Source organism: Shewanella sp. SW24 (genome assembly GCF_025653395.1).
In the GTDB taxonomy this organism is placed as follows: domain Bacteria; phylum Pseudomonadota; class Gammaproteobacteria; order Enterobacterales; family Shewanellaceae; genus Shewanella; species Shewanella oncorhynchi.
In genome coordinates this window covers 24,205-47,328 of record NZ_JAKKSH010000025.1, presented here as the reverse complement: position 1 = coordinate 47,328, position 23,124 = coordinate 24,205, and the positions used below count along the sequence as shown (strand labels likewise).

Genomic DNA, 23,124 nt, shown 5'->3' with positions numbered 1-23,124 from the left:
AGGAAATCTCGAAGCGTTCCAACCTCAAGCACTGTTTAGACACACAGGTATAATGTGAGATTTATAAACTGGCTTCAAATCGAGACTAAAAAGGTATCGGTTTTTGCTTGAGATTTTATGCAACAAACTAAAATTATTACACTTTAATTTGTCCTGATATTATTTACCGCGCCAAAAAGCTTCTCGGTCAATAAGGTCTCGATTTTTCTGGGTGAAAAATGTTGAAGGCCCACTAATACAGATGCTAACTTATTGTCATGATTAAGTTATTTTCTCGCCCACTTCCTATATCTAACTCTATTCGGGTTGGGTTTTATTAGAAGAGCGGGTAATACACTGTTATACAGCTACAAATCAGGAGTAACCTTTGGATATACAAGTATTTACAGAAGAAAGGTTGAAATTTGCTCGTTTCTTTTATTCAGAGGGAGTTAAGCCTTTCAAATCAATCATGAATCTCATTGAAAATGAACAAGAGCCATATGTACCAACATATGACGAATCTGGTGAGCCTCAATACATCTATGAATGGATCCAAGCTCAAGATGGCATTGAAGCTGTGGGTTTAGCTTCTCTGTCGATGTTATCATCAGCATTACAACTGTATATGAATGGGTGGCTTGATCGTAAAGAAGCACCTAAAGGTGTTGAAGCAGTTTCAAGAAAAGGGCCCAAAGGTTGGTTTCACGCATTGAAAGACGGAATCGCGTCACATGGCGTAGATTTTACTCAATGTCCAATAGATGTTGATGTACTTGAACAGTTAGTTTTAGCCCGAAATAGAACTCAACATAGTGAGGACATTACCTCAAATTCAGTAAAGCACCTAAAACGAGATTTGGATAAGTTTCAGTCTCATGTATTTGTAAAACCTGCTGATGTACCAAAGGTAAATGCTAGATTTAACTGGGTTCGTGTTCACGTAGATGAAAGTAACTTTAATCAAGTAACAGATTCAGTAGAGATATTTTGCAAATGGCTTGAAAAGCAGTACTGGCAGTAACCGCTGTATAACAGGGCGTTAAATTCAAAACGAAAATCAACCTCATACTGGATGAAGAGATGAATAGTGAACAAGTGGAGCTTTCTAAAAAGCTGATTTTAAGTCCTACCAAAGTGGTTCCTGAAATTGATAAATTCAATATGTGGATGTTGGCGGGAAGTGGAGCTACTGCTGCGCTTTTAGTTTCGAATTTGGCTGGTATTACAAGTGCTCTAGAGAGTGGGGCAGCATCTTGGCTTTTTGCATTGCTAGCTATTTCAGGTTTATTTGTTTTTTTAGCTAAATTATGTTGTATTCGGGTACAAAGCTCTACGATAGTCATGGGGCACGTAGAAGATGCTCTTCAATCCAGTGACAATGTGGATGTAAAATCTGCTCTAAATGACTTTCTTTCAGTGTTTCCATTTTGGGCGAGGTTGGCAGGTAGAAATGCATCTAAAAAAGCTAAAGACGACCCACTGTACGGGGTGCGTATTGTCGCGCGACATGCAATATATCAAGGTATATACACTTTGTTACAAGGTCTTACATTTATCTTGTTTATAGTAGTGGCTTCGCTTGGCATCAAATAAATTTAACAAACATAGCTAGGTCGACATTTATTCCGGCGCTTGTTTTTATGCCGGTCGCTACGCTGGCAATAAAAACAAACACCTACATAAATGCGCCTGCTATGGGCGTTAAGCATATCCTAGGAAAGAGCATCGTGGTTACATCGGAAGAAGTTCAAGAAATAATATATGATTTTGCGCAAAGATCTTTTATTGGGGAAAAAGGTAATGGAAAGCTCAATCTCTCTAAAGAAAAGGGTTTTTTCGAGTTTTTATCGAACAATGAAATCGATCAGATTAAAGCCCATCAACTTAGCGAAAATCACAGAAAGTTACTGCGGGAGCTTTTGTCTCAATACATTATGTTCTTGCAAATGAACTCTGAGCTTTCTTTCCCTACTGGCTTTCTTGCTGGTTCAAGTAATAACGTACTCGGGAGAGCCCTCTTAGACTATATGTGTGAGCATAAGTGGCCATTTCCTCAACTACTTGATAAATATCGCAGGTAAAATGCTTAGCAAGGCGCAGTAGTCGCTTCCATTGGTCGCAGGACGTCCAAAACGCTGGCGATTATTTGGCCGCCCCTGTGCGCGGCGTTAAAGCATTCCGCTAAACAAATACTTCATCTATTCAACCTGCGGATTTACAACAGATCGAATTCACCATGTATGCATCTGTGAACACACTTGCTATAACACAGGAATACGGTTCACTGAGCCAAATGAATACACCCAAATATCATTTAAGTTAGATAACTTGATGAATACAACCAATTGAACTTTATTGAAACATCCATAGTTAAATTTAGCGACAGGTATACTCGGGAATTAACGAGATTAAGTACTTGCATGGAAGTGACCGTTGGCGGCAAGGATGCCGCCGTCGAGCCCTGTAGGCTCCCCTCATAATTCATAACCCCAACAACCATGAATTAATGAGAGTTCAGCTAGTTTCTTCGCAGCACAAAGCAAATCATCTGCTGATATGGGGTAATCATGCCGTCGTCGCAGCAGTTCTTTGCCCATCCTGATTGTTGATAGCACATTCCTTTTCTTTATCGTGTTTGCTTGGAAGTGCCGCTGTAATTGCTGTGTTTCCCCGTATAATCCTACCCACCAAAATGCCAGTTGCACCAATAATGCTATCAATAGCAGTATATCCATCCTCGCCGCGTAACGTGTTCTGCTATGACGTAAACCAAAGCCATAAGCGGGACTTTTTAAATCTCTAAAGGTTTCTTCTATTTGCATCCGCTTTTGGTAAATATTAACCAGTTTTTGAGGCGACATGGCTTCCATGGTCAAGTTAGTCACCAGTGCCCAAGGCTCTTTGGCGGTCAACTCATACGTCCATTGCGCCGTGTGGTGACAGTCTGTTGTCGTACTTCGCTGACCTTTTCTGCCTTTACTTGGGGCCCTGAACAATACCATCTCACATAACAAAGGTTTCTTTACCGATAACGCCACCCGCCCAACATGTTTTGCGCGACGACGGGCTTGGGGATAAAGCGCTTTTAGTGAAAATTGGCGACCGAAAGGATGCGGCCGATAGACACTCAATCCTCTTACGCGACCCAGCCAATACCAACCGAGCTGCTCGACTTTTCGAAACCATGGATTACGAAAGCCCGCGTCAGTGACTATCAGCGGGGTGATGTTGTCAGGTAATACTTTTCTGAGTTCATTAAGAAACTGATTATGGGCGGTTTGAGTGCCTTGCAGCACTAACGGAAATGTTCGTTCGTAGAGCGTGATAGAGCGACCTTTGATAGCGATAGAGGCGCGTAGCGCAATAAGCTCACGACCTTCACGCATATCTGACCAATCCACCAATATTGTCGGCATCGTATGTGCTGCTAGCAAGCACTTTGCATGCCACTGATAAACAGCCATTCTTTCATGGTGAAGATGCGGGTTGCCCAACAATCTATCCATGCGTTTTATTGAGTGCTTAGTATGAGTGCTGGTGCCATCAATGTGCCGCCCTAAATGCGTTAGGGTGAGGCAATCCGCGTTGATAAGTGCTCGGCAAGCAACCATGAGGGTATTGAGTCGCTTTTGATGGATTTCTGGACAATGTTGATAGAGAGATTGATGTAAGATAGTTAACACTTGCACCTTGAAGCCCTGTGATTGATGTTTGTTCGCACTTCCATCAGATCACACTTCAAGGTGCAAGTTCACTCCAATCTAATGATTTATATGTAAATCATCAGGGGATTCTTCAGCGTCGAGCCCTCAGGGATGAGTTTATGGCGTGTCACTGGAATACAAGTACTTAATCTTTTAGCAAATCAGAAAGGATACTTTATTGTATCTGACCGATAGTGGCATAGAGAATATCACTATAATGCCTAGGACATTATTAACACTTCTTTTTAAATCATAAGCAGGCGTGTCACTGGGAAAACAATGGCAATTAATGCTGCATAACTCAGCAGCTTTGCTTTGGTGGGAAACAACTCAGCCTGAGTTGCAAAAATCTATTATGATCTCCGCGCTATAACAACTTATCTTGCTATAAGGATTACTGTGTCTCAGCCATTGGAACAACCTAAGTTAGAAACTGCGCAAATTTGCCCTCTGTGCCAAGGTGCGAATCAATGTGCTGTGATTTTAGGTAAGGGGATTGAGGACTGTTGGTGCGCGCTGCAGGTGTTTCCGCCTTTGGCTGCCTTGCAAGCGCAAGCATCAGATTCGCCGCTAGGGGTCATCAACCATATTTTACCGTCTGCCGATGCGTGTATTTGCCAAGCTTGTTTAATCCAACTTAAGCAGGGGTTAAGTCTGGGGCAGCTTGCAGAGCAGGATGAAAAACGCCCATCGAGTGTAAGCGATGAGCTAGGGCATGAGGTGAAGTAATGAGCTATCGATTTATGGTGTAATCCAGTTGCACAGTGGTTTGTGCCTCAACGGCTTTACCATTTTCAAACTTGGGTGCGTAACGCCATTTATCTATCATTTTTAGCGTTTCTTTCTCGAAGAGAGCACCACCCTTAGAAGCTAAAATTTCAGGATTTTTGACGAAGCCATTTTCATCGACAGTAAATTTAAGCTGAACCCAGCCACTTTTACGTTGCTTAGCATAGGACATTGGATAGTCTGGTGCGGTACGGAAAATAGGTTGTTGTTCCTGTGCGTCGGCCCAAGGACGCATTTTGCCGATAGCAATACAGTGGGCGGTTGACTCGTCACGTTTTCCTTGGCGCTCATAGAGTTCGACTAAATAAGCGTGGGCACTTAAGGCATAGGGATGGCTAAAGTTAAGGGCTTCAAACTGCTTAACGACTTCTAAAAGCAATGGAATCGCCTTGTCATCATGCTTTTCTGCATACTCAACGGCACCCACCACATAGGTTGCCTTGACTCTGTCTATGGCGTTCTCTGGTAAAATCTCTTTATAAATATCATAGGCATCGAAGGCATAGCGTCTTACGCTTTTGGTGTATAGCTCTGTATTTGATAAGCGGTTGAAGGCGGCCATTTTTACATCGGCGAGCAGTTTCTTTTTGTCGGATTTTTCAGCAATTGCGATAGCAGTAAGCAAATCATTTTTCGCATCTTTGGCTTCAACGGCGGTTTGTGCAGCACCCAGTAAGGGATCGATAAGCTCAAGCGCTTCTTTGCCATAATGAACTTTATAGTTAGCCAGAGCGAGTTGATACAACTCATTTGCCTTCGCCGTTTTTGGCAGATTCTTTTCTGCAAATGGGTAAGGGGCGACTTGCTTTTCTATCGCGCTGGCCCAGTTCATGGCGAGATTCGCTAAGTCGACACTGTCTTTGGCATATTGGGCTTCGCCGAGTTGATAAGCGGTTTTTGCGCTCGCTTCAATATTTGCAGCATAGCCTTTTTCTACGGCGGCTTGATAGTCACTATAGGCTTTGGTAAAGCTATTTTCTGAGGCATGCACGCTAAGAGAAGTGCCTAAAGTGAGGGCAAGAAGACAGGCGATTGGCAGCATTTTTCCGTGCGACATTCTATATATCCTTATTATTGATGAATTTAGATGATACATAGGTGTACATTTCGAGGCAAGTTAGTTTGGCTTTTGTTAATGATGCTTGTGGGGAATGCAGATAACTGAGCACTGAGAACTGAGATTGCAAATAAGCGAGCCCAGCTGAAACTGAGTTCGCTTATTTATCAGTGCCTTGTCGCTTTATAAGTCGCAATCACTTAGCAGTGAAAGTCACGGCGAACTGTCCAAGCGCACCGTATTCAAATTTGCAGACCTGTGCCAATGGCAGATCGAGGACGCCAGCGTAGGAGCCTGTGATCACATATTGCCCTTGAGTTAAGCCAATGCCTTGGGCGGATAAAAAGTTAACTAACCAGTAGAGTCCTGCCTTAGGGAAACCGTTGGGATGAATGGCGGATTTTTGCAGAGTATCGCTTTGCTGGTGCTCGCCATTGGCAATATCAACGCTGAGTTCAAAACAGCTCATTTCTAAACCTTCTTGCGGATTAAGCACTGGCCCTAACCACAGTCCTTGATTGACTAAGCCATCGGCGAGGGCATCAAAATGCGTCGCTTCACTGGGTGTGTGGTAGCGGCTTTTGATCAATTCTAGCGCTAAACGAATGTTACCTAAGGCCTCGTCGATTTCAGCCTCTGTATAAGGCGTGCTTCTTGGCGGTAAATCGCGAGCAATCTCGAAGGCGAGTTCGGGTTCGACTCGGGCCAGGCCTTTAGTCGATGGATAGAGTGGGCAAGTAGTCGATTGTTGATACACATCATCTTGATAAATAGGCGCTACGACGGTTTTTTCCGCCGTGGGTACTAGGCATTTCCACGCCGCTATAGGATTGTTGTCGCTTGCCTTAAATATTTCTGCTACGGCTTGTTGAATAGCGAAGGCCTGTTCGAAGCTGGTTGGCCTTAGTTCTGGGATCAGTAAATCGCCGCTCGTGCCTGCTGCGCGGCGCTCGGCTAATTCCTTGGCTGCGGTATTAATATGCGTTTTAACTTGTTCGATCGTGGCGGTAGATAACATTAACTTTCCTATTTAAAGCGTTAGCTTAAAAAGAAGTGGCCTAGAGAGTGTGTGGCAGAAGCCATTTTTATGGGCCAAATATACTCGGTTATTGGCAACGCGGGAAATGCCAATGTTGGCTTTCGGGGTAAATCTGCTGCAGTTGAATCAAGAGTGCGGCCAATATTCCAATTATCGTAAGATGCTGAAACTTGCCTCACATAAGTGTCAGCTAAAGTATCCAAGCTAACGCGAATGTTTCCATGATGATCCGCTAGATATTGTGTTGGCTCAGTGCCAGAATGGCTGTCCATTTTGCGGTTTCTACTGGACTCCTCCGTGAACCTTAGCCATAACGCCCCTCAGGCAAATAATCATGCTCAACTCGGGCTCCTGTTCATCTCAGTTGCGGTTTTATTTTGGGGCATGTTACCTATAGCATTAAAGCTCTCGGCGGCCTTTATCGATCCCGTGACTCTTACTTGGTTTCGTTTTCTGGTCGCGCTTTTAGTCAGCATAGTGATCCAATGGAGCGCAGGTAGTCTTAAGCAATTTGCAGCACTCGATGCCAAAGTTTGGTTAAGGTTAGTGCTTGCTGGCATCTTCTTGATGCTCAATTATGTGTCTTTTGTTTATTCACTCGATTACCTCGCACCGGGCGCCGCCCAACTGAATTTCCAGACTTCGCCCTTTTTCCTTGCGTTTGGTGGTGTGTTGTTTTTTAAGGAACGGCTTAATGCGGTGCAACTCAGCTGTTTTGCAACCTTAGCTTTAGGTATGTTGATGTTTTTCCATCCTAATTTAAATTTTTCTGGGGCTAATAATCATCAGGTTTGGATTGGGGTGATGATCATCCAGTTCTCAGCACTGTCGTGGACTAGCTATGCCTTATTGCAAAAATCCTTACTGAATCGTTTGTCGCCCGCGAACGTGCTCTTAGTGATCTATGGCTTAGGTATTTTCGTAATGGCTCCCTTTAGCGACTTTAGTCAGTTTGTCCGTATGGACAGCTTCGATTGGCAGATAGTACTGTTTTGCGCCGCCAATACCTTGATCGCCTATGGCTGTTTTGGCCAGTCGATGAAGTATTGGCCGACGGCGCAGGTCAGTGCCATGTTGGCCCTAACGCCAGTATTTAGCTTTAGTGCCACGGCGTTAGTGGTGAGTCTTGGCTGGTGGCCAGAAGTATTCCGCGCTGATGAATTAGATGGTTTATCTCTGCTGGGGATTGGCGTGATTATTGTGTCTGTGATGGTGGTGCAATTGCTGCCTATGTACCGTAATCGTCAGGCGAAGCGTTTGCAGGCTGTCTAACGCATACATTTTATCCATGGGAAAGGCCAGTGATCACTAGACTCAGCGAGTTAAAACTTCAGGATATCCGTGGTGTCATCTTCGATCTCGACGGCACCTTAGCACATTCTAATCCCGATTTTGCTGGGTTGCGGCGTGAATTGGGGATTCATTCTGGTACGGATATCTTGGCCCATGTCGAGAGTCTGAGTACGGATGAAGCACGGGCTAAGGCGTTAGACATTGTCCATGAGTACGAGAGACAAAGTTCACTCAAGGCCAGTTGGATCGATGGCGCGAGGGAGCTTATCGAATGCCTACGGGCCAAGTCACTGCCCTTGGCTATTTTGACTCGCAATATGCCAGAAGCGGCGCAAATCACTATCGATAAACTCGGCATAGATATCGCACTGGTATTAACGCGCTACGATGCGCAGCCTAAACCGCATCCCGAAGGTATTCATCTTATTTGCCAGCAGTGGCAACTCGCGCCCGCAGATATCTTGTATGTGGGCGATTATCTGTTTGATCTGCAAACTGCGCGCAATGCGGGTAGTCACTGCGCCCTCTATTGCCCTGAAACCATTCCCGATTATGCCCAAGCGGCTGATTTACTGGTCTCTTGCTACCACAGCCTGATTAAAGCATGGCCTAAATAATTTATTCCTATGCGGTTAACCTGTTTAGCCGCATATATCTCAATTAACTCCTGTGACTACTTAGGTAATTGCTTACAAAGGTCATCAAATAGTGCAAAACTTTCGGTTAGCACCGTCTGTAATTGATCTTCGTTATAGCACCATGGCTGGCGTTGTGTACGCCAGTCGTTATCCCAGTCAATCTCTTCACCTCGCGCTAACCGCTCTGCAACGGCAATCTGTTGATAGGAGCCGCCACCGATGCGCTTATCTTCACGCCACAAGTCAAAGTTAAAAACTACCCACTGCCGCATCTCCATCATAAGTGTCATATGCGGGTAGGCGAATTTTTTCGCATTTAGCATGTAATATCCCCCCTCACTTTTGTAAAAGCGGATCGGGTAAGGGAACTGGGCAACCAATATTTGTTGACGCTCCGTCGGCACCTTAGGATTAAAATCGCCAGGGAGCTTAGGAAAGCGCGCTAACATGGAGGCATAGCGCTCGGCAAAATTAACCTCACGGGCAATGGTAATCACGGGTTGTGACACTTCACTTAGGATAAAATTGTGTTGTTGCTCAGTTAACATATCGTCATCCATCTTGACTGTTTATGGTGTTATTTTCATGGTAGCTAAAGGTTAATATCCAATTTTTCAATTGATTAAAAATGTTAGGTCAATATCAAAATCGCTTTTGTCGCTACGGCCTCGCTAAGAGTCAGAAGGTATTTAGCGGTTACTTTGTGTATCCAGCTTATCTTGCTTAAGCCCAAGCCGAATACTGTCGAGTAATGCCACTAACCAGCAGAGGATAAAGCCGTAGAGCAGTTCATTGGCATTGGCAATTGTGGTCTGGGTTTGTTGGGTGATTTCGGCAGAAATTACGCCGATATCTAGCGGTAAGATGCCGTTTTGAATATCTAAGGCGATGACTTGCGCCACTTGATAGATTTGCGATAGCAACAGTACAAGACTCACGACCGCTAAGCTAAAAAATACCAGTGCCGAGCGTTTATGTTTTAGGTAAAAATGGCCGCTGCCGGGGGCGACAAAGGCGGATAACAGGCCGGCGTTAAAGGCTTTTTTCATCGAAATACACTAGATGCGTTGCTAAAGACTAAGTCGACACTAATAGACATGTTGGCTTAACTGCAAGTTAATTTGCCATTGCGACTAACATTCCAATAAAGCCCGCAAACAGAGTGCAACCGACAAGTACCATGATTAATAACGTTTTATCTTTGTGGCATGACTTAGCGAGTTCAGGCAGTGCCGAGGTAAATGGGGAAGTGATCAGTGCTAAAAAATCCATTTTATATCCTTAAGCTAGGCGTTCTTGCACTGACTATATCAGCTTGAAATATCAACTGGCCAGTGTGCTTTGAGCTAGTGCGATTTAAGCCAACAAAAAAGGAGCCTAGGCTCCTTTTTTAGTCTCTAGCTTAAGCTAGATTAGTCTTCACGTGGTTTACGTGGCTTACGCTCACCGGCAGGTTTGTCTGCACGTGGTTTGCGGTCAGCAAATGGCTTGTCACCAGTTGACGCAGCGCGAGGCTTACGATCACCCGCTGGGCGGTCACCTGTTGGACGATCGCCACGTGGTTTACGGTCACCGGCAGGACGGTCTGAACGAGCACTGCGGCCTGAATCAACAAATACTTGATCGCCAGCTTCGCGGATGTTCAATGGCTTGCCACAAACACGTACTTTACGTAGGTGCTGTAACACGTCTTTTGGCATGCCGTCTGGCAGGTCAACAGTGGTCACTGCATCGTAAAGTTGGATTGCGCCAATGTAACGACTGTCGATGTTAGCTTCGTTCGCGATAGCGCCAACGATGTTACCCACACCTACACCATTCTCACGACCTACGTCGATCACGTAACGGCACATTTTTAAATCTGGGTTGTCTTTCAACGCTTCAGCTGAGCCTAAGCTTGCTGGCATTGGACGCGGTTCGCGACTTCTGCGTTCACCACGCTCACCACCACGGTCATTACGATCACTTCCGCGGTCGCTACGTTCAGTGCGCTCACTGCGTTCATCACGAACACGTTCTTGAATGGCTGGCAATTGCAAAGGACGTTCTTGCTGAACTTGCTGTAATAATGCAGCGGCTAGCAGATCGGTATCGACTTCTAACTGTTGGCATAATTGAGCAACAGCTTCTTTCATGAAATCTAAATCGCCGTTGATTGTTTCAGCCAATTGCTCACCTAAGCGAGACAGACGACGTTCTGCAACCGTCTCTGGGCTTGGGATTTTCATTGGTGAAATGCGGCTGTTAGTTGAACGCTCGATAGTGCGCAGCATGCGCATTTCACGGCTCGTTACAAACAGGATCGCCATACCAGTACGGCCAGCACGGCCTGTACGGCCAATACGGTGTACATAAGCTTCGGCATCATACGGAATATCGTAGTTCACAACGTGACCGATACGCTCAACGTCAAGACCACGGGCCGCAACGTCAGTCGCAATCAGAATGTCTAACTTGCCACGTTTCAGTTGGTCAACTGCACGTTCACGGGCTTGCTGGTTCATGTCACCGTGTAGTGGTGATGAAGCGTAACCGCGGGCTTCTAACTTTTCAGCTAACTCAACACATGAGTTACGAGTACGTACGAATATGATCACACCTTCAGTGTTTTCAACTTCTAATACACGTACTAAGGCTTCAAGTTTGTTGTGTTGTGATACTTGTACGAAACGCTGTTCGATTGACTCAACCGTAGTTTGGCTTGATTCGATACGAACATGTACAGGATTACGTAAGTGCTGGTTAGCAACACGCTTAATTTGCTCTGGCATAGTGGCAGAGAATAGCGCCAGTTGGCGTTCGCTTGGCGTGTGCTCAAGGATCCATTCGATATCATCGATGAAGCCCATTTTTAACATTTCATCGGCTTCATCGAGCACTAAGGCTTGTAATGAGTCGAGTTTCAAGGTGCCGCGACGCATATGGTCCATAACACGACCTGGCGTACCAACGATAACTTGTGGGCCGCGTTTCAGGGCATTCAACTGTTGTTGCATGCTTTGGCCACCATAAATTGGAAGAACGTGGAAATTCTTCATAAATTTGGCATAGCTACTGAACGCTTCGGCAACCTGCACGGCTAATTCACGTGTTGGTGCTAATACTAAAATTTGCGGTGTAGTTTGGCTGGTAACTTTGTTTAATAGTGGTAACGCGAAGGCGCCAGTTTTACCTGTACCTGTTTGCGCTTGACCTAAAATATCTTTGCCAGCCATAAGTGGATCGATACTGGCTGATTGGATTGGCGTTGGTTTTTCATAACCTAGCTCGTCAAGAGCACGCAACAAATTCTCGGATAGGCCGAGTTCACGGAAAGTTCTTTCATCGGATGACATTGGGTTGTAGCCTTGTGGATGCGCGCGCGAAATGGCGCTAAAGTTTCACAGACAGAAAATCAACCCCGTGTCGATTTCCCGCGAACGACGGATTATAGCAGCATGGCGGCCACTTTACCAATCAGAGTCACGCTATTTAACCTGTTTTCTGCATTTTTTTCGCTAAAACTGAGCAAGAAACGCGCCACTTCCCATTAATTCTTTAAATATTCAACATTTAATTGAAGTAACTCGAATGCGGACTCTGTCACTGCCGCAAGAAAAGTGATGTCGATTGTCGCGACGGTATCCTCTGGTGTGTGATATTGGGGATGGGTCGGCACACCAAAATACAGCCAAGGGATATTCGCTTTGTGGAAGGGGTAATGATCCGACGCCCGCAGCCAATCGGTACTTTGTATGCTTCGACCAACGGGTTTAGGGTGAGTGAGTTTAATGCAAAGTCGGTTCTGCTGATTCAGTAGGGGTTTAAATTGATTGAACTGAGTGAAGTTTCGACTGCCTTCGAGGTAAATCGCATAGGGCCTGCCGGAGTGACTCACCATATCTAAATTCAACATCAGCTCAAAAGTCGCTTCTGGCAGGCGGGTCTTGAGTTGCTCTACCAAGGCGATACTGCCATAGAGCCCTGGTTCTTCGGCATCGGTTGCCACAAACATCAGGTTTACCTTAGGCAAGGTATTGGGTTGTAGGGCAAATTGCTGTTGCCAATGTTTGGCAATAGCGAGCATAGCGGCGACGCCCGAGGCATTATCATCGGCGCCGTGGTAAATCTTACTGCCGCTCATGCCTAAGTGATCATAGTGGGCGACGATAATGCGCCATCGATTCGTCGGTTCTCCCGCCATCGCGGTGGCGACCACGTTGGCGCCGGTTTCTTGGGTGAAGAAGGTTTTATATTCAAAGGGCACGATAAAGTCCGCTCCCCAAGTCTGTAAACCTAGCCCCTGAAATTGCTGCTTTATATAGTCACGACTTTTTGCCGCACCTTGGGTTTGGGTTTTGCGGCCTTCAAATTCATCCGAACTTAATACTGTGACTGTCGCTTGTAACTCTGTGGGCTCGGCCCAAGTGAGTTTTAGCTCAGTGCGTGCACAGGTTTCGGTTGAGTTAACGCAGCCAGTGAGGGTCGTTGCAACAACGCAGGCCAGTGCTAATAAGCCAAGTCTTTGGGATTGATGTCTTAAAAGGTGCGTGATCTTGAACTTGGCGAGCTGCTGACCGATGCGATTGTGGTTGAATAGAGTCGATGCGCTTAGGTTTATGTCGCTTAGGTTTTTACTTAAAAGTGATTGATACTGCCTCGGTAATATAAGGTGAGTCACTGGGGACTGAGTGCTATCACGCATGGACATTCCTTATCGCTGAAGCCTTCGCCAGAAGATGAATATCATCTTTGCCTAAATCCGATTCTAATTCAATGAGATCTATATGTATGCGATAGCTTAAGCATATTGGATTGCTGAGCGAAAAAAAGCGCAGTGCTTAGGGCGACTGCGCTTTTATTATTCAGACCAACGGTGGCGTGAGCCGAATGTTAAGCCTTAGCTTTATTGGCCTTTGCAAGCTCGATATCCCGTTTTAGCAGTGGCTTTAAGAAGCGTGCCGTGTGGGAGGTTGGATGCTCGGCGACTTCTTCCGGCGTGCCTGTGGCTAAAATCATACCACCACCACCGCCACCTTCTGGGCCTAAGTCGATAATCCAGTCTGCGGTTTTGATCACATCCAGATTATGCTCAATCACCACAATCGTGTTGCCGTGGGATTTGAGACGATGCAACACGTCGAGCAGCAATTGAATATCGGCAAAATGTAAGCCCGTGGTCGGTTCATCCAAGATATACAAGGTTTGGCCCGTGTCACGCTTAGACAGCTCTTTGGCAAGTTTCACCCTTTGGGCTTCACCGCCCGAAAGTGTGGTCGCACTTTGGCCGAGACGCACATAGGACAAACCTACATCCATCAAGGTTTGTAGCTTACGGGCAATGGCAGGTACGGCATCGAAGAACTGACGCGCATCTTCCACTGTCATCTGCAGTACTTCGTGAATATTCTTGCCTTTATAGCGTACTTCTAAGGTTTCGCGGTTATAGCGCTTACCTTTACAGGAATCACAGGGCACATACACATCGGGTAGGAAGTGCATTTCTACCTTGATCAAGCCATCGCCTTGGCAAGCCTCACAGCGGCCACCTTTAACGTTAAAGGAGAAACGGCCGACCTGATAACCGCGAGTCCTCGACTCTTGGGTTCCGGCAAAAATCTCGCGAATTGGGGTGAAGATGCCCGTATAAGTGGCAGGATTCGAGCGCGGTGTGCGGCCAATCGGGCTTTGGTCGATATCGACCACTTTGTCGCACAGTTCCATCCCTTCGATACGGTCATAGGGTGATGGCTCATCCACCGTCGCCCCGTTGAGCATTCTATGGGCGATTTTGAAGAAAGTATCGTTGATTAAGGTCGATTTACCCGAACCCGATACGCCCGTCACACAAGTGAAGAGGCCAATGGGAATGGTTAAATCCACATTACGCAAGTTGTTACCGCGAGCGCCAAATAGCTCAATCACTTGAGTTTTGTCGAATGGAATGCGCGGCGTATCGATATGAATGCTGCGCTTACCGGAAATATATTGGCCGGTGACCGATTCTTCACAGGCGATGATCTTCTCAATTGGACCGTCACAAATCACTTCGCCGCCGTGTACGCCAGCGCCTGGGCCGATATCGATCACGTGATCCGCCATACGGATCGCATCTTCGTCATGTTCGACCACAATCACAGTGTTGCCTAAATCCCGTAGGTGGATCAGGGTTTGCAGCAGACGCTCGTTATCCCTTTGATGCAGGCCGATTGAAGGTTCGTCGAGCACATACATCACGCCGACGAGCCCTGCACCGATTTGGCTGGCGAGTCGAATACGTTGGGCTTCACCGCCCGAGAGGGTTTCTGCCGAGCGTGATAGGCTCAAATAATTGAGACCCACGTTGACGAGGAAGCCTAAGCGATCGCGGATTTCCTTTAAAATCTTCTCGGCAATCTGGGCCTTTTGGCCGCTAAACTCGACTTTCTCGAAGTAGTCCAAGGCTTCGCCAATCGACCAAGTGGTGAGTTGTGGCAGGTTGATATCACCTAAAAACACGTTACGTGCTTCTTCGCGTAAGCGCGAGCCACCACAGCTTTGACAAGCTTGGGTATTGATAAACTTGGCTAATTCGTCACGTACCGAGTTACTTTCGGTTTCGCGATAGCGCCTGTCCATGTTATTTAGAATGCCTTCGAAGGGGTGATTACGCACCACCACATCACCGCGGTCATTAATGTATTTAAAGGCAATACTTTCTTTACCTGAGCCGTAAAGTACGATTTTGCGGACTTTTTCGCTAAGCTGCTCGTAGGGCACTTCGACATCGAACTTATAATGTTCGGCGAGTGAGCTGAGCATTTGGAAGTAATAGAAGTTGCGCCTATCCCAGCCGCGAATCGCACCGCCCGCCAGTGACAGCTCGGTATTGGTGATCACTCGTTCAGGATCGAAAAATTGTTGTACCCCTAAACCATCACAGGTTTGGCACGCGCCGGCGGGATTGTTAAAGGAGAAGATCCTTGGCTCTAATTCCGCCATCGAATAACCGCAGTGCGGACAGGCGAAGTTGGCCGAGAAGATCAGTTCTTCGCCTTTTGCTTTACCAGTACCCGTGTCGTCTTCCATGCTGGCAACGGTCGCTATGCCGCCGGAGAGTTCTAGTGCAGTTTCGAAGGATTCCGCTAAGCGTTGCTTAATATCGTCACGCACTTTAAAACGGTCGACAACCACTTCAATCGTGTGTTTAACGTGTAAGTCTAAGGTTGGCGGATCGGTTAAGTCACACACTTCACCGTCGATACGCGCGCGGATATAACCCTGCGCTGATAGACCTTCGAGCAATTTAACGTGTTCACCCTTACGGGCGTTGACTACAGGTGCGAGCAGCATCAAGCGGCTGTCTTGGGGCATTTCCAACACTTTATCGACCATCTGGCTGACGGTTTGTGCCGCCAAGGGTTGATTATGTGTCGGACAACGCGGCTCACCCACGCGGGCAAACATCAAGCGCAGGTAATCGTAAATTTCGGTAATCGTGCCCACGGTTGAACGTGGGTTATGGGAGGTGGATTTTTGCTCTATGGATATCGCCGGGCTTAAGCCTTCAATATGGTCCACATCGGGCTTTTCCATTAAACTCAAAAATTGGCGAGCATAGGCAGATAGGGACTCGACATAACGTCGCTGGCCCTCGGCATATAAAGTATCGAAAGCGAGGGAGGATTTGCCAGATCCCGATAAGCCCGTGATGACAATCAGTTTATCCCTTGGGATAGTCAGGTTGATATTCTTGAGATTGTGGGTGCGTGCGCCGCGTATTTCAATCTTATCCATCTATCGCTCTAATGCCATATGCTTAAAAAAATGAGCACAAGTATCGCACAGTTCCGCCGCTGAGTTTAGTTGATTCTGTGATCTGCACCAATCCTAGGGCTGGCACTGGCTTTAAGTCGGCCTGCTTTGCGGTATGTTGTGGATGGAATGGATTAACTAAGATTAATACTGTTGTTGCGCACTGACTCACAGGACAATTGTGAACACTATGTTAGACTCATTCCCCTGTGCCTGAGCGTTAAAAATAAAGATGTTAACTCAGACACAGTCAATATAGGTCCGTGATAAACGGGATAAAAGCTAATTGTATAGTCAGTGGTTTAGGCCACTATTTCCTTTTGAGCAAATCCTTTTGGGTGTGGTAACATGCGCCCCTTAAAAGACTTCAATCCAGGGCAAAATCATGGGTAACAACGGACTTTCGGGTACTGAGAAAAAAGTCGCGTTTTCTTTAGCCAGTGTATTTGGTTTGCGCATGATGGGCTTGTTTATGATCATGCCCGTCTTTGCACTTTATGGTCAGCATCTCGAAGGCTTTTCGCCTCTGTGGGTGGGTATTGCTATCGGCGCCTATGGCCTGACTCAAGCCGTGCTGCAAATCCCTATGGGGATTTTATCTGACAAATATGGTCGCAAGCCGATTATTCTTGGTGGCTTAGTGTTGTTTGCTATTGGTAGTGTTATCGCTGCTAACGCAGATACGATTTATGGCGTTGTCTTTGGTCGAGCTGTACAGGGTATGGGCGCGATTGCCGCTGCCGTGCTGGCGCTTGCCGCGGATTTAACCCGCGACGAGCAGCGCACTAAGGTGATGGCGATTATTGGCATGTGTATCGGGTTATCTTTTGCCCTGTCTTTGCTAATGGGGCCTATCGTCGCGCAACATCTTGGGTTGACTGGATTGTTTTGGTTAACGGCGGTATTTGCTATTGTCGGTATGCTGTTGATCCAGTTTTTAGTGCCTAATCCCATCACTCAGGCGCCGAAGGGAGACACTTTAGCAACGCCCGCTAAGCTCAAACGTATGTTCCTCGAGCCGCAATTATTTAGGCTTAACGCTGGGATTTTTATCCTGCATTTAGTGCTCACCGCAGTATTTGTGGCACTACCGCTGGATCTGGTGGATGCGGGTCTAGTGAAAGAAAAACATTGGATGCTGTATTTCCCCGCTTTTGTGGGCGCATTTATTTTGATGGTGCCGTTAATCATCATAGGGGTTAAACGCAAAAATACTAAGGCGATGTTCCAAATTGCCCTCGTGATCATGATAGTGGCATTGCTGTCGATGGCCGCATTTGCGAGCAATCTTTGGGTATTGAGTTTTGCCGTGGTGCTCTTTTTTACTGGGTTTAACTATTTAGAAGCCTCACTGCCAAGTTTGATTGCCAAATTTTGCCCCGTCGGCGAAAAAGGTTCGGCTATGGGCGTGTATTCAACTAGCCAGTTTTTAGGGGCTTTTTGTGGTGGTATGCTCGGTGGCGGTGCTTTCCAGCTCGTGGGCGCAGTCGGGGTATTTGTTGTTGCCGTGATCTTAATGTCTATTTGGTTATTCCTGACATTAGGCATGCAAAATCCTGTGTTGTTAAAGAGTTACACCTTAGAAGCTGAAGTGAAAGACAAGGCGCAAGCGCGCGATATGGCAACCCAGTTATCCCAATTAATGGGCGTTGTTGAAGCCATAGTCGTGCTGGACGAGAAAGTGGCTTATCTCAAGGTAGACGAGCATTTCGATTTAAGAGAAGCACGAGCTGTGTTAGGCTCTGCTCAATAATATCTGGTCTGCCGTGTGGTATTTGGGGAAGCTGATTTTCCTCTATGGCAATAAAGATAAACAACATACTGAATTAATAGATTATTTAAAGAATCGCAGGAGATTTCAATGGCCAGTCGTGGTGTTAACAAGGTAATTTTGGTTGGCAATTTGGGACAAGATCCAGAAGTGCGTTATATGCCAAACGGTAATGCAGTCGCAAACATCACAGTAGCGACTAGCGAATCGTGGAAAGACCAACAGGGTCAACAGCAAGAGCGTACTGAATGGCACCGTGTGGTTCTGTTCGGCAAATTAGCTGAAATTACCGGTGAATACCTGCGTAAAGGTTCACAGGTTTACCTTGAAGGTAAACTGCAAACTCGTAAGTGGAAAGACCAAAGTGGTCAAGACCGCTACAGCACTGAAGTGGTTATCGACCAAAGCGGTAGCATGCAAATGCTAGGTAGCCGTGGTCAAGGTGGACAAGCACAAGGCGCGCCAATGGGCGGCATGCCACAAAACGCAGGTTATCAATCTGCACCACAACAAGCCGCGCCTGCGCAAAATCAATATGCGCCAGCGCCTCAAGCTGCACCTGCTTACCAAGCGCCAGCTCAGCAACAATATGCTGCGCCAGCACCTGCCCAGCAGCAAGGTTATGGTCAGCCACAGGCTCAACAACCACAACAACAAGGTGGTTATGCGCCTAAGCCACAAGCCGCTCCAGCGCCAGCTTATCAAGCGCCTGCAGCACCGGCACAGCGTCCAGCGCCGCAACCACAGCAAAACTTCACTCCAGATTTGGATGATGGCTGGGATGACGATATTCCGTTCTAGATTGGAACGTATCGAAGTGTAAAGACGGTATCGTCTTAAATAAGCAAAAGCCACGCGAGTCGTGGCTTTGTTGTTTCTTGTCTTTATGCTTTTAAGTTTTGTGCTTTGAGGCCGTGGGCGAGGTTGCTAAATCTTTCACCTCTCCTGCTCACATAACGATACGTTTGAGATAGAAACTTAGAACGTATAATCGAAGTTATAACGCATGCCTAGCATGATCTGGTCATTGGTTTCGCGGTATTCAAAATCTGTTTTTTGATATTCGATGAAGGTGCTGAATTTCGGTGTTTTATGCCATTCCAGCGTAGTGTTATAGGCATTGTATTTCGCAGAGGTGATGTCATTGTCGCCATCGTCATATCTGGACACGCCTAGCTTGATTTTATAGCTGTCAGTGATGGGATAACTTGCAACCACATCCAGTGTTGAACCATCCAATGTGGTGCCATCGACGCTGTCTTTTTCAATGTTTTGGTAGGCTGCGGCGAGGAACAGAGAATTGAAATTTTTCGCTAGGGTTACACCGAATGTATTTTCATCCTTGTTGTCTTCTAACTCTTTATTATAAAAAGCCGCGGCAATGTAGATGAAGTCGGTTTTATAACGGATACCCGTGTTAACGAAGTCACTGCCGCCACTGCCTTTATTGCCGTCGAATTGCGCATCGGCCGAAAATAACAGGTCGCCAAACTCTTTACGATAGGTCACGAGATTATTGAGCCTGAATGGGCTCGCACTGTCATAGGCAAGCGGTGTTCCTGAGCGGTTAAAGATATCGACCGGATCAGAAATCATTTCCTGAGTAACGGCTTGTTTACCGATGGCAACGCTACCAAAAAATCCCTTTAATCCGACATAGGCTTTACGCGCATCGCCAAAGTCACCGTCATCTTTGATATCGACCTTAAATTCCCCTTTGGCAAAACCGACTAAGCCATTACCGAGTTGGTGCTCTGCAGCAAAACCAATCCGCGAGTTCGCATCGCCTACATCCCACACATCGTCCGAGTTAGTGTGGGTCAGGCCGAAGGTTGGGCGTAAAGAACCATAAAAATTAAACTGGGTATCCGATGGCACTGATGGCTCATTTTCTTGAGCTTCGAGCATGGCGAGTCTCTGCTGAATTTGTTGTAACTCAGTGCGTAATTCGTCATTGGTTTCTGCTGTATTATTGGCTTGAACGGCAAAGATAGGTGTGGCAAAGCTCAGCACAAGTATGGCTGATGTGAGTTTAGACGGTTTCATTTATGTTTCCTTACATAACAACTACTCGCGTTACGCTAATGGATTTTGTTGCCGATTGAGCTGTATCGCTAGTAGTAAGGATTTGCACTTGTGATAGTGCTGGGGAGGCGCCTAGCTAAGAAATTAGGCTTCGTATCTCAGCAGCTGACAGATAAAAGCTGTCAGCTGGTTTTGGAAAGGTGCAATCCTATCAATCCCGCCAAAACAGCGGGACGTTAGAGGGAGGATTAGAGTATGGTCGCGGCCATTTTGCGGCGCAGGTAAGCGATTTGCTGCATGTGTGGCAAATCTTTGGGACAGTTATCTTGGCAGCCGAGTAGCGTCATACAGCCAAATACGCCATCTTGATTGCCAATCACATGGTAGAAATCATCCGCGCTGCGGCTGTCTCTGCTATCCATTTCAAAGCGGGCAATTTTCATCATGCCAACCGCGCCGACAAAGGTGTCACGCATTTGTTTGGTGGCGCAGGCCGACACGCAAACGCCACATTCGACGCAGCGTTCTAGCTCATAGATCCGCGCGGCTTCTTCAGGTGCCATTGGATTTTCGAGGCGATGAATGTCCTGATCATCGGGTTTAGGATGCAGCCAGAGTTTTAAGCGTTCGGCTAATTCGCGCATAAATTTACCCGTGTTCACCGATAAGTCGCCAATCAGCTCGAAGCCAGGTAGCGGCATGAGGGTGATTTCGCCATTAGGATAATTTGCCGTTAACGTGCGACAGGCAAGCGTGGGGAAACCATTGATCACCATGGCGCAACTGCCACAGATGCCCGCGCGGCAGACAAAGTCGAACTGCAGTGAAGGGTCTTGTAGCTCACGTAGTTGATTTAAGGCGATAAACACTGTCATGCCCGGTGTTTCAGTCAACTGATAACGTTCCATCTTTGGCTTGTCTTGGCCATCTTGCGGATCGTAGCGGAAGATATTAAAGCTGATTTGACGGCTCATAGTGGTTTGTTTCCTACCGGTTGGGCTGGAGTGATCGCTAAGGTATCGCTGAGGCGTTCATTAGGAGCCTGCAGGTGGCTTGGCAGCTCGTATGGCATCAGGGCTTGCTGCAGTGTGTCTCTATCGGGGTCATCACCTAAGCTCGCGAGCACTTGATTGATTTCTTGTACGCGTTTTTCGGTATCGGGATGGGCGATAGTATTATCGTTACCGTAGCCCCGGTATCCCGGTGGTAGCTCCATTTTCATCACATCTAGCGCTTCATAACGCAGTACTGGTTCAAGTGATTCGGCATCTGGCCAAGTCGCCAGTGTGCGGTTGAGCCAATCTTTATCATTGCGTTGTGGGTAATCTTCCCGTGAATGGGCGCCGCGGCTTTCAGTGCGAGCTTCTGCGCCACAGGCGACGGTTAGGGCTACTTTTAACATACGGGTGACGCGCAGCGCTTCGACTAACTCAGGATTAGCGTGACGTTTTTTACATTTAAGGCCAAGATTTTTTGCCCGCAGCAGTAAGTCTTTCAAGCCTTTAATGGCTTTATCTAACTCGGGTCCATTACGGAAGATCCCGACGTAGTTCATCATGATGCGTTGCATTTCTTTCTTTATTTGGAAGGGGTTTTCTGTGCCGTTGCCTTCGACCAGTCCATCGATTTCTTGCTGCAATTTATCAATGAATTTTTGAGTCAGCGCAGTATCAATTTCTAAGTCGTTATTCTCACAAAAATCAGCCACATATTTGCCGATGATCATGCCGCCAACCACAGTTTCTGCCACCGAATTACCGCCTAAACGGTTAAAGCCATGCATATCCCAGCAGGCCGCTTCTCCGACACTGAACAGCCCTTTGAGTTGTGGACTCTCGCCTGTGGCATTGGTGCGCACGCCACCCATGGAGTAATGCTGGGTTGGCCTAACGGGGATCCAATCTTTGCAAGGATCGATACCGAGGAAGTAATCACAAATCTCTTTCACTTCGCGCAGGTTAGTTTCGATATGCTCACGGCCCAGCTGCGTAATATCCAGCCACAGATGCGGGCCGTAAGGGCTTTCGACACCATTGCCTTTGCGCATGTGTTCTGTCATGCGGCGGGAAACCACATCGCGGGAGGCGAGTTCTTTTTTCTCTGGCTCGTAATCTGGCATAAAGCGATGACCGTCTTTATCGCGCAGAATACCGCCATCACCACGACAACCTTCAGTGGTAAGGATCCCCGCGGGCACTATGGCGGTAGGGTGAAACTGCACCGCTTCCATATTGCCTAAGGTGGCGACACCTGTGTCGAGTGCTAACGCTTGGCCTATGCCTTCGCAGATAGTGGCATTGGTCGATATTTCATAAATCTTGCCATAACCGCCGGTGGCGATGGTGGTGGATTTGGCGACATAAGCGCGCAATTCACCTGTGACTAAACAGCGGGCAATGACTCCATGGCAACGCTTACCGTCATGGATAAGCGACAGGGCTTCAATCCGTTCATGTACTGGAATGCCCATGGAGATAGCTTGGTTATCGACGGCATACAGCAAAGAGTGGCCAGTGCCATCGGCGGTGTAACAGGTACGCCATTTTTTTGTGCCACCAAAATCGCGGGCATTGATCAGGCCGTGAGCTTCTTCGGCCTCATTGAGCGTTACCCTTTGCGCATTCATGATGACTTCACGCGGGCCGGCGGAAATCCTTGACCAAGGCACGCCCCAGTTGGTGAGTTCGCGGATCGCTTTCGGTGCAACGTGGGCAAACATGCGTGCGACGTCTTGATCGCAGCCCCAGTCAGAACCTTTGACTGTGTCTTGAAAGTGAATGTCTTCATTATCGCCCATGCCTTTAACGGTATTGCCTAGGCTGGCTTGCATTCCGCCCTGTGCGGCGGCCGAATGTGAACGTTTTGCGGGAATTAACGATAGCACTAAGGTATCTAGGCCTCGCTCTTTGGTGGCAATCGCGACTCTAAGGCCTGCCAATCCTGCACCAATGACTAATGAGTCTGTATAAATGATTTTCAAATCAGATCCTTATCTAATAATTTAGATAACATTTCATGGATTTATCATTGCGCTCCTCGGGCATAGATGCGCT

General features: G+C 47.0%; 20 protein-coding genes. 8 read left to right on the top strand and 12 right to left on the bottom strand.

Going from position 1 to position 23,124, the window contains the following annotated elements; genetic code table 11:
* The first annotated feature begins 367 nt into the window (after positions 1 to 367).
* Genes L5M17_RS17665 through L5M17_RS17655 form a run of 3 tightly spaced genes read left to right on the top strand, consistent with a single transcriptional unit; the run spans position 368 to position 2,063 of the window.
* Positions 368 to 1,003: a hypothetical protein gene (locus tag L5M17_RS17665; protein ID WP_263148706.1), complete on the top strand. Its 636-nt coding sequence runs from the start codon at positions 368 to 370 to the stop codon at positions 1,001 to 1,003.
* A 59-nt stretch (positions 1,004 to 1,062) separates the two neighbouring features.
* Entirely contained in the window at positions 1,063 to 1,575 is a 513-nt protein-coding gene (locus L5M17_RS17660) for a hypothetical protein (RefSeq protein WP_263148705.1), read from the top strand.
* Between the two features lie 47 nt (positions 1,576 to 1,622).
* Positions 1,623 to 2,063: a hypothetical protein gene (locus tag L5M17_RS17655; RefSeq protein WP_263148704.1), complete on the top strand. Its 441-nt coding sequence runs from the start codon at positions 1,623 to 1,625 to the stop codon at positions 2,061 to 2,063.
* A 393-nt stretch (positions 2,064 to 2,456) separates the two neighbouring features.
* Here the strand turns inward: L5M17_RS17655 and L5M17_RS17650 are convergent, their stop codons facing one another.
* Positions 2,457 to 3,671, bottom strand: a complete 1,215-nt coding sequence (locus tag L5M17_RS17650; RefSeq protein ID WP_263148703.1) for an IS4 family transposase — start codon at positions 3,669 to 3,671, stop codon at positions 2,457 to 2,459.
* A 414-nt stretch (positions 3,672 to 4,085) separates the two neighbouring features.
* Between L5M17_RS17650 and L5M17_RS17645 the strand changes: the two genes are divergently transcribed.
* Positions 4,086 to 4,415 carry a cysteine-rich CWC family protein gene (locus L5M17_RS17645; RefSeq protein ID WP_263148702.1) on the top strand — a complete coding sequence of 110 codons (330 nt, stop codon included), beginning with the start codon at positions 4,086 to 4,088 and terminating at the stop codon, positions 4,413 to 4,415.
* Between the two features lie 4 nt (positions 4,416 to 4,419).
* Here L5M17_RS17645 and L5M17_RS17640 read toward each other — a convergent pair whose 3' ends face one another.
* The gene (locus L5M17_RS17640; protein WP_263148701.1) at positions 4,420 to 5,532 is read right to left on the bottom strand and encodes an energy transducer TonB; all 1,113 of its coding nucleotides are present in this window, start codon (positions 5,530 to 5,532) and stop codon (positions 4,420 to 4,422) included.
* 196 nt (positions 5,533 to 5,728) lie between these two features.
* The gene (locus L5M17_RS17635) at positions 5,729 to 6,550 is read right to left on the bottom strand and encodes a hydratase (protein WP_263148700.1); all 822 of its coding nucleotides are present in this window, start codon (positions 6,548 to 6,550) and stop codon (positions 5,729 to 5,731) included.
* A 318-nt stretch (positions 6,551 to 6,868) separates the two neighbouring features.
* Between L5M17_RS17635 and L5M17_RS17630 the strand changes: the two genes are divergently transcribed.
* On the top strand, positions 6,869 to 7,843 hold the full coding sequence (locus L5M17_RS17630; RefSeq protein ID WP_263148699.1) for a DMT family transporter: 975 nt from the start codon (positions 6,869 to 6,871) through the stop codon (positions 7,841 to 7,843).
* 29 nt (positions 7,844 to 7,872) lie between these two features.
* Positions 7,873 to 8,481, top strand: a complete 609-nt coding sequence (locus tag L5M17_RS17625) for an HAD family hydrolase (protein ID WP_263148698.1) — start codon at positions 7,873 to 7,875, stop codon at positions 8,479 to 8,481.
* Between the two features lie 56 nt (positions 8,482 to 8,537).
* Here the strand turns inward: L5M17_RS17625 and L5M17_RS17620 are convergent, their stop codons facing one another.
* From L5M17_RS17620 to uvrA, 6 genes are all read right to left on the bottom strand, one after another.
* Positions 8,538 to 9,050, bottom strand: a complete 513-nt coding sequence (locus L5M17_RS17620) for a hypothetical protein (RefSeq protein WP_173247073.1) — start codon at positions 9,048 to 9,050, stop codon at positions 8,538 to 8,540.
* Positions 9,051 to 9,191: 141 nt separating this feature from the next.
* Complete coding sequence (locus L5M17_RS17615; RefSeq protein WP_168825605.1) at positions 9,192 to 9,551, bottom strand: hypothetical protein; 360 nt, start codon at positions 9,549 to 9,551, stop codon at positions 9,192 to 9,194.
* A gap of 67 nt (positions 9,552 to 9,618) precedes the next feature.
* Complete coding sequence (locus tag L5M17_RS17610; protein WP_168825603.1) at positions 9,619 to 9,774, bottom strand: hypothetical protein; 156 nt, start codon at positions 9,772 to 9,774, stop codon at positions 9,619 to 9,621.
* A 140-nt stretch (positions 9,775 to 9,914) separates the two neighbouring features.
* Positions 9,915 to 11,837, bottom strand: coding sequence for a DEAD/DEAH box helicase (locus L5M17_RS17605; RefSeq protein ID WP_011847889.1), 1,923 nt, complete (start codon positions 11,835 to 11,837; stop codon positions 9,915 to 9,917).
* 194 nt (positions 11,838 to 12,031) lie between these two features.
* On the bottom strand, positions 12,032 to 13,186 hold the full coding sequence (locus L5M17_RS17600; RefSeq protein WP_263148697.1) for a M28 family peptidase: 1,155 nt from the start codon (positions 13,184 to 13,186) through the stop codon (positions 12,032 to 12,034).
* 188 nt (positions 13,187 to 13,374) lie between these two features.
* The gene (uvrA, locus tag L5M17_RS17595) at positions 13,375 to 16,257 is read right to left on the bottom strand and encodes an excinuclease ABC subunit UvrA (RefSeq protein ID WP_131524377.1); all 2,883 of its coding nucleotides are present in this window, start codon (positions 16,255 to 16,257) and stop codon (positions 13,375 to 13,377) included.
* A gap of 403 nt (positions 16,258 to 16,660) precedes the next feature.
* Here uvrA and L5M17_RS17590 point away from each other — a divergent pair, with 403 nt between their 5' ends.
* Complete coding sequence (locus tag L5M17_RS17590) at positions 16,661 to 18,028, top strand: MFS transporter (RefSeq protein WP_263148696.1); 1,368 nt, start codon at positions 16,661 to 16,663, stop codon at positions 18,026 to 18,028.
* A gap of 108 nt (positions 18,029 to 18,136) precedes the next feature.
* Positions 18,137 to 18,847 (top strand): single-stranded DNA-binding protein, encoded by a 711-nt coding sequence (ssb, locus tag L5M17_RS17585; protein ID WP_263148695.1) that lies wholly within the window; start codon positions 18,137 to 18,139, stop codon positions 18,845 to 18,847.
* A gap of 177 nt (positions 18,848 to 19,024) precedes the next feature.
* On the opposite strand, the gene L5M17_RS17580 is transcribed toward ssb, so the two are convergent.
* From L5M17_RS17580 to L5M17_RS17570, 3 genes are all read right to left on the bottom strand, one after another.
* Positions 19,025 to 20,092: a porin gene (locus L5M17_RS17580; RefSeq protein ID WP_105251337.1), complete on the bottom strand. Its 1,068-nt coding sequence runs from the start codon at positions 20,090 to 20,092 to the stop codon at positions 19,025 to 19,027.
* Between the two features lie 227 nt (positions 20,093 to 20,319).
* Positions 20,320 to 21,045 (bottom strand): fumarate reductase iron-sulfur subunit, encoded by a 726-nt coding sequence (locus tag L5M17_RS17575; protein WP_263148694.1) that lies wholly within the window; start codon positions 21,043 to 21,045, stop codon positions 20,320 to 20,322.
* On the bottom strand, positions 21,042 to 23,051 hold the full coding sequence (locus tag L5M17_RS17570; protein ID WP_263148693.1) for a fumarate reductase flavoprotein subunit: 2,010 nt from the start codon (positions 23,049 to 23,051) through the stop codon (positions 21,042 to 21,044). Before L5M17_RS17570 ends, L5M17_RS17575 begins: the two co-directional genes overlap by 4 nt.
* Positions 23,052 to 23,124: the final 73 nt, after the last annotated feature.

Excerpts from the sequence above, each read along its gene's own strand:
- L5M17_RS17660 (WP_263148705.1), top strand. The coding sequence starts at position 1,063 with ATGAATAGTGAACAAGTGGAGCTTTCTAAAAAGCTGATTTTAAGTCCT.
- L5M17_RS17655 (WP_263148704.1), top strand. The coding sequence starts at position 1,623 with ATGCCGGTCGCTACGCTGGCAATAAAAACAAACACCTACATAAATGCG.
- L5M17_RS17640 (WP_263148701.1), bottom strand. The coding sequence starts at position 5,532 with ATGTCGCACGGAAAAATGCTGCCAATCGCCTGTCTTCTTGCCCTCACT.
- L5M17_RS17635 (WP_263148700.1), bottom strand. The coding sequence starts at position 6,550 with ATGTTATCTACCGCCACGATCGAACAAGTTAAAACGCATATTAATACC.
- L5M17_RS17620 (WP_173247073.1), bottom strand. The coding sequence starts at position 9,050 with ATGTTAACTGAGCAACAACACAATTTTATCCTAAGTGAAGTGTCACAA.
- L5M17_RS17615 (WP_168825605.1), bottom strand. The coding sequence starts at position 9,551 with ATGAAAAAAGCCTTTAACGCCGGCCTGTTATCCGCCTTTGTCGCCCCC.
- L5M17_RS17610 (WP_168825603.1), bottom strand. The coding sequence starts at position 9,774 with ATGGATTTTTTAGCACTGATCACTTCCCCATTTACCTCGGCACTGCCT.
- L5M17_RS17605 (WP_011847889.1), bottom strand. The coding sequence starts at position 11,837 with ATGTCATCCGATGAAAGAACTTTCCGTGAACTCGGCCTATCCGAGAAT.
- L5M17_RS17600 (WP_263148697.1), bottom strand. The coding sequence starts at position 13,186 with ATGCGTGATAGCACTCAGTCCCCAGTGACTCACCTTATATTACCGAGG.
- uvrA (WP_131524377.1), bottom strand. The coding sequence starts at position 16,257 with ATGGATAAGATTGAAATACGCGGCGCACGCACCCACAATCTCAAGAAT.
- L5M17_RS17590 (WP_263148696.1), top strand. The coding sequence starts at position 16,661 with ATGGGTAACAACGGACTTTCGGGTACTGAGAAAAAAGTCGCGTTTTCT.
- ssb (WP_263148695.1), top strand. The coding sequence starts at position 18,137 with ATGGCCAGTCGTGGTGTTAACAAGGTAATTTTGGTTGGCAATTTGGGA.
- L5M17_RS17580 (WP_105251337.1), bottom strand. The coding sequence starts at position 20,092 with ATGAAACCGTCTAAACTCACATCAGCCATACTTGTGCTGAGCTTTGCC.
- L5M17_RS17575 (WP_263148694.1), bottom strand. The coding sequence starts at position 21,045 with ATGAGCCGTCAAATCAGCTTTAATATCTTCCGCTACGATCCGCAAGAT.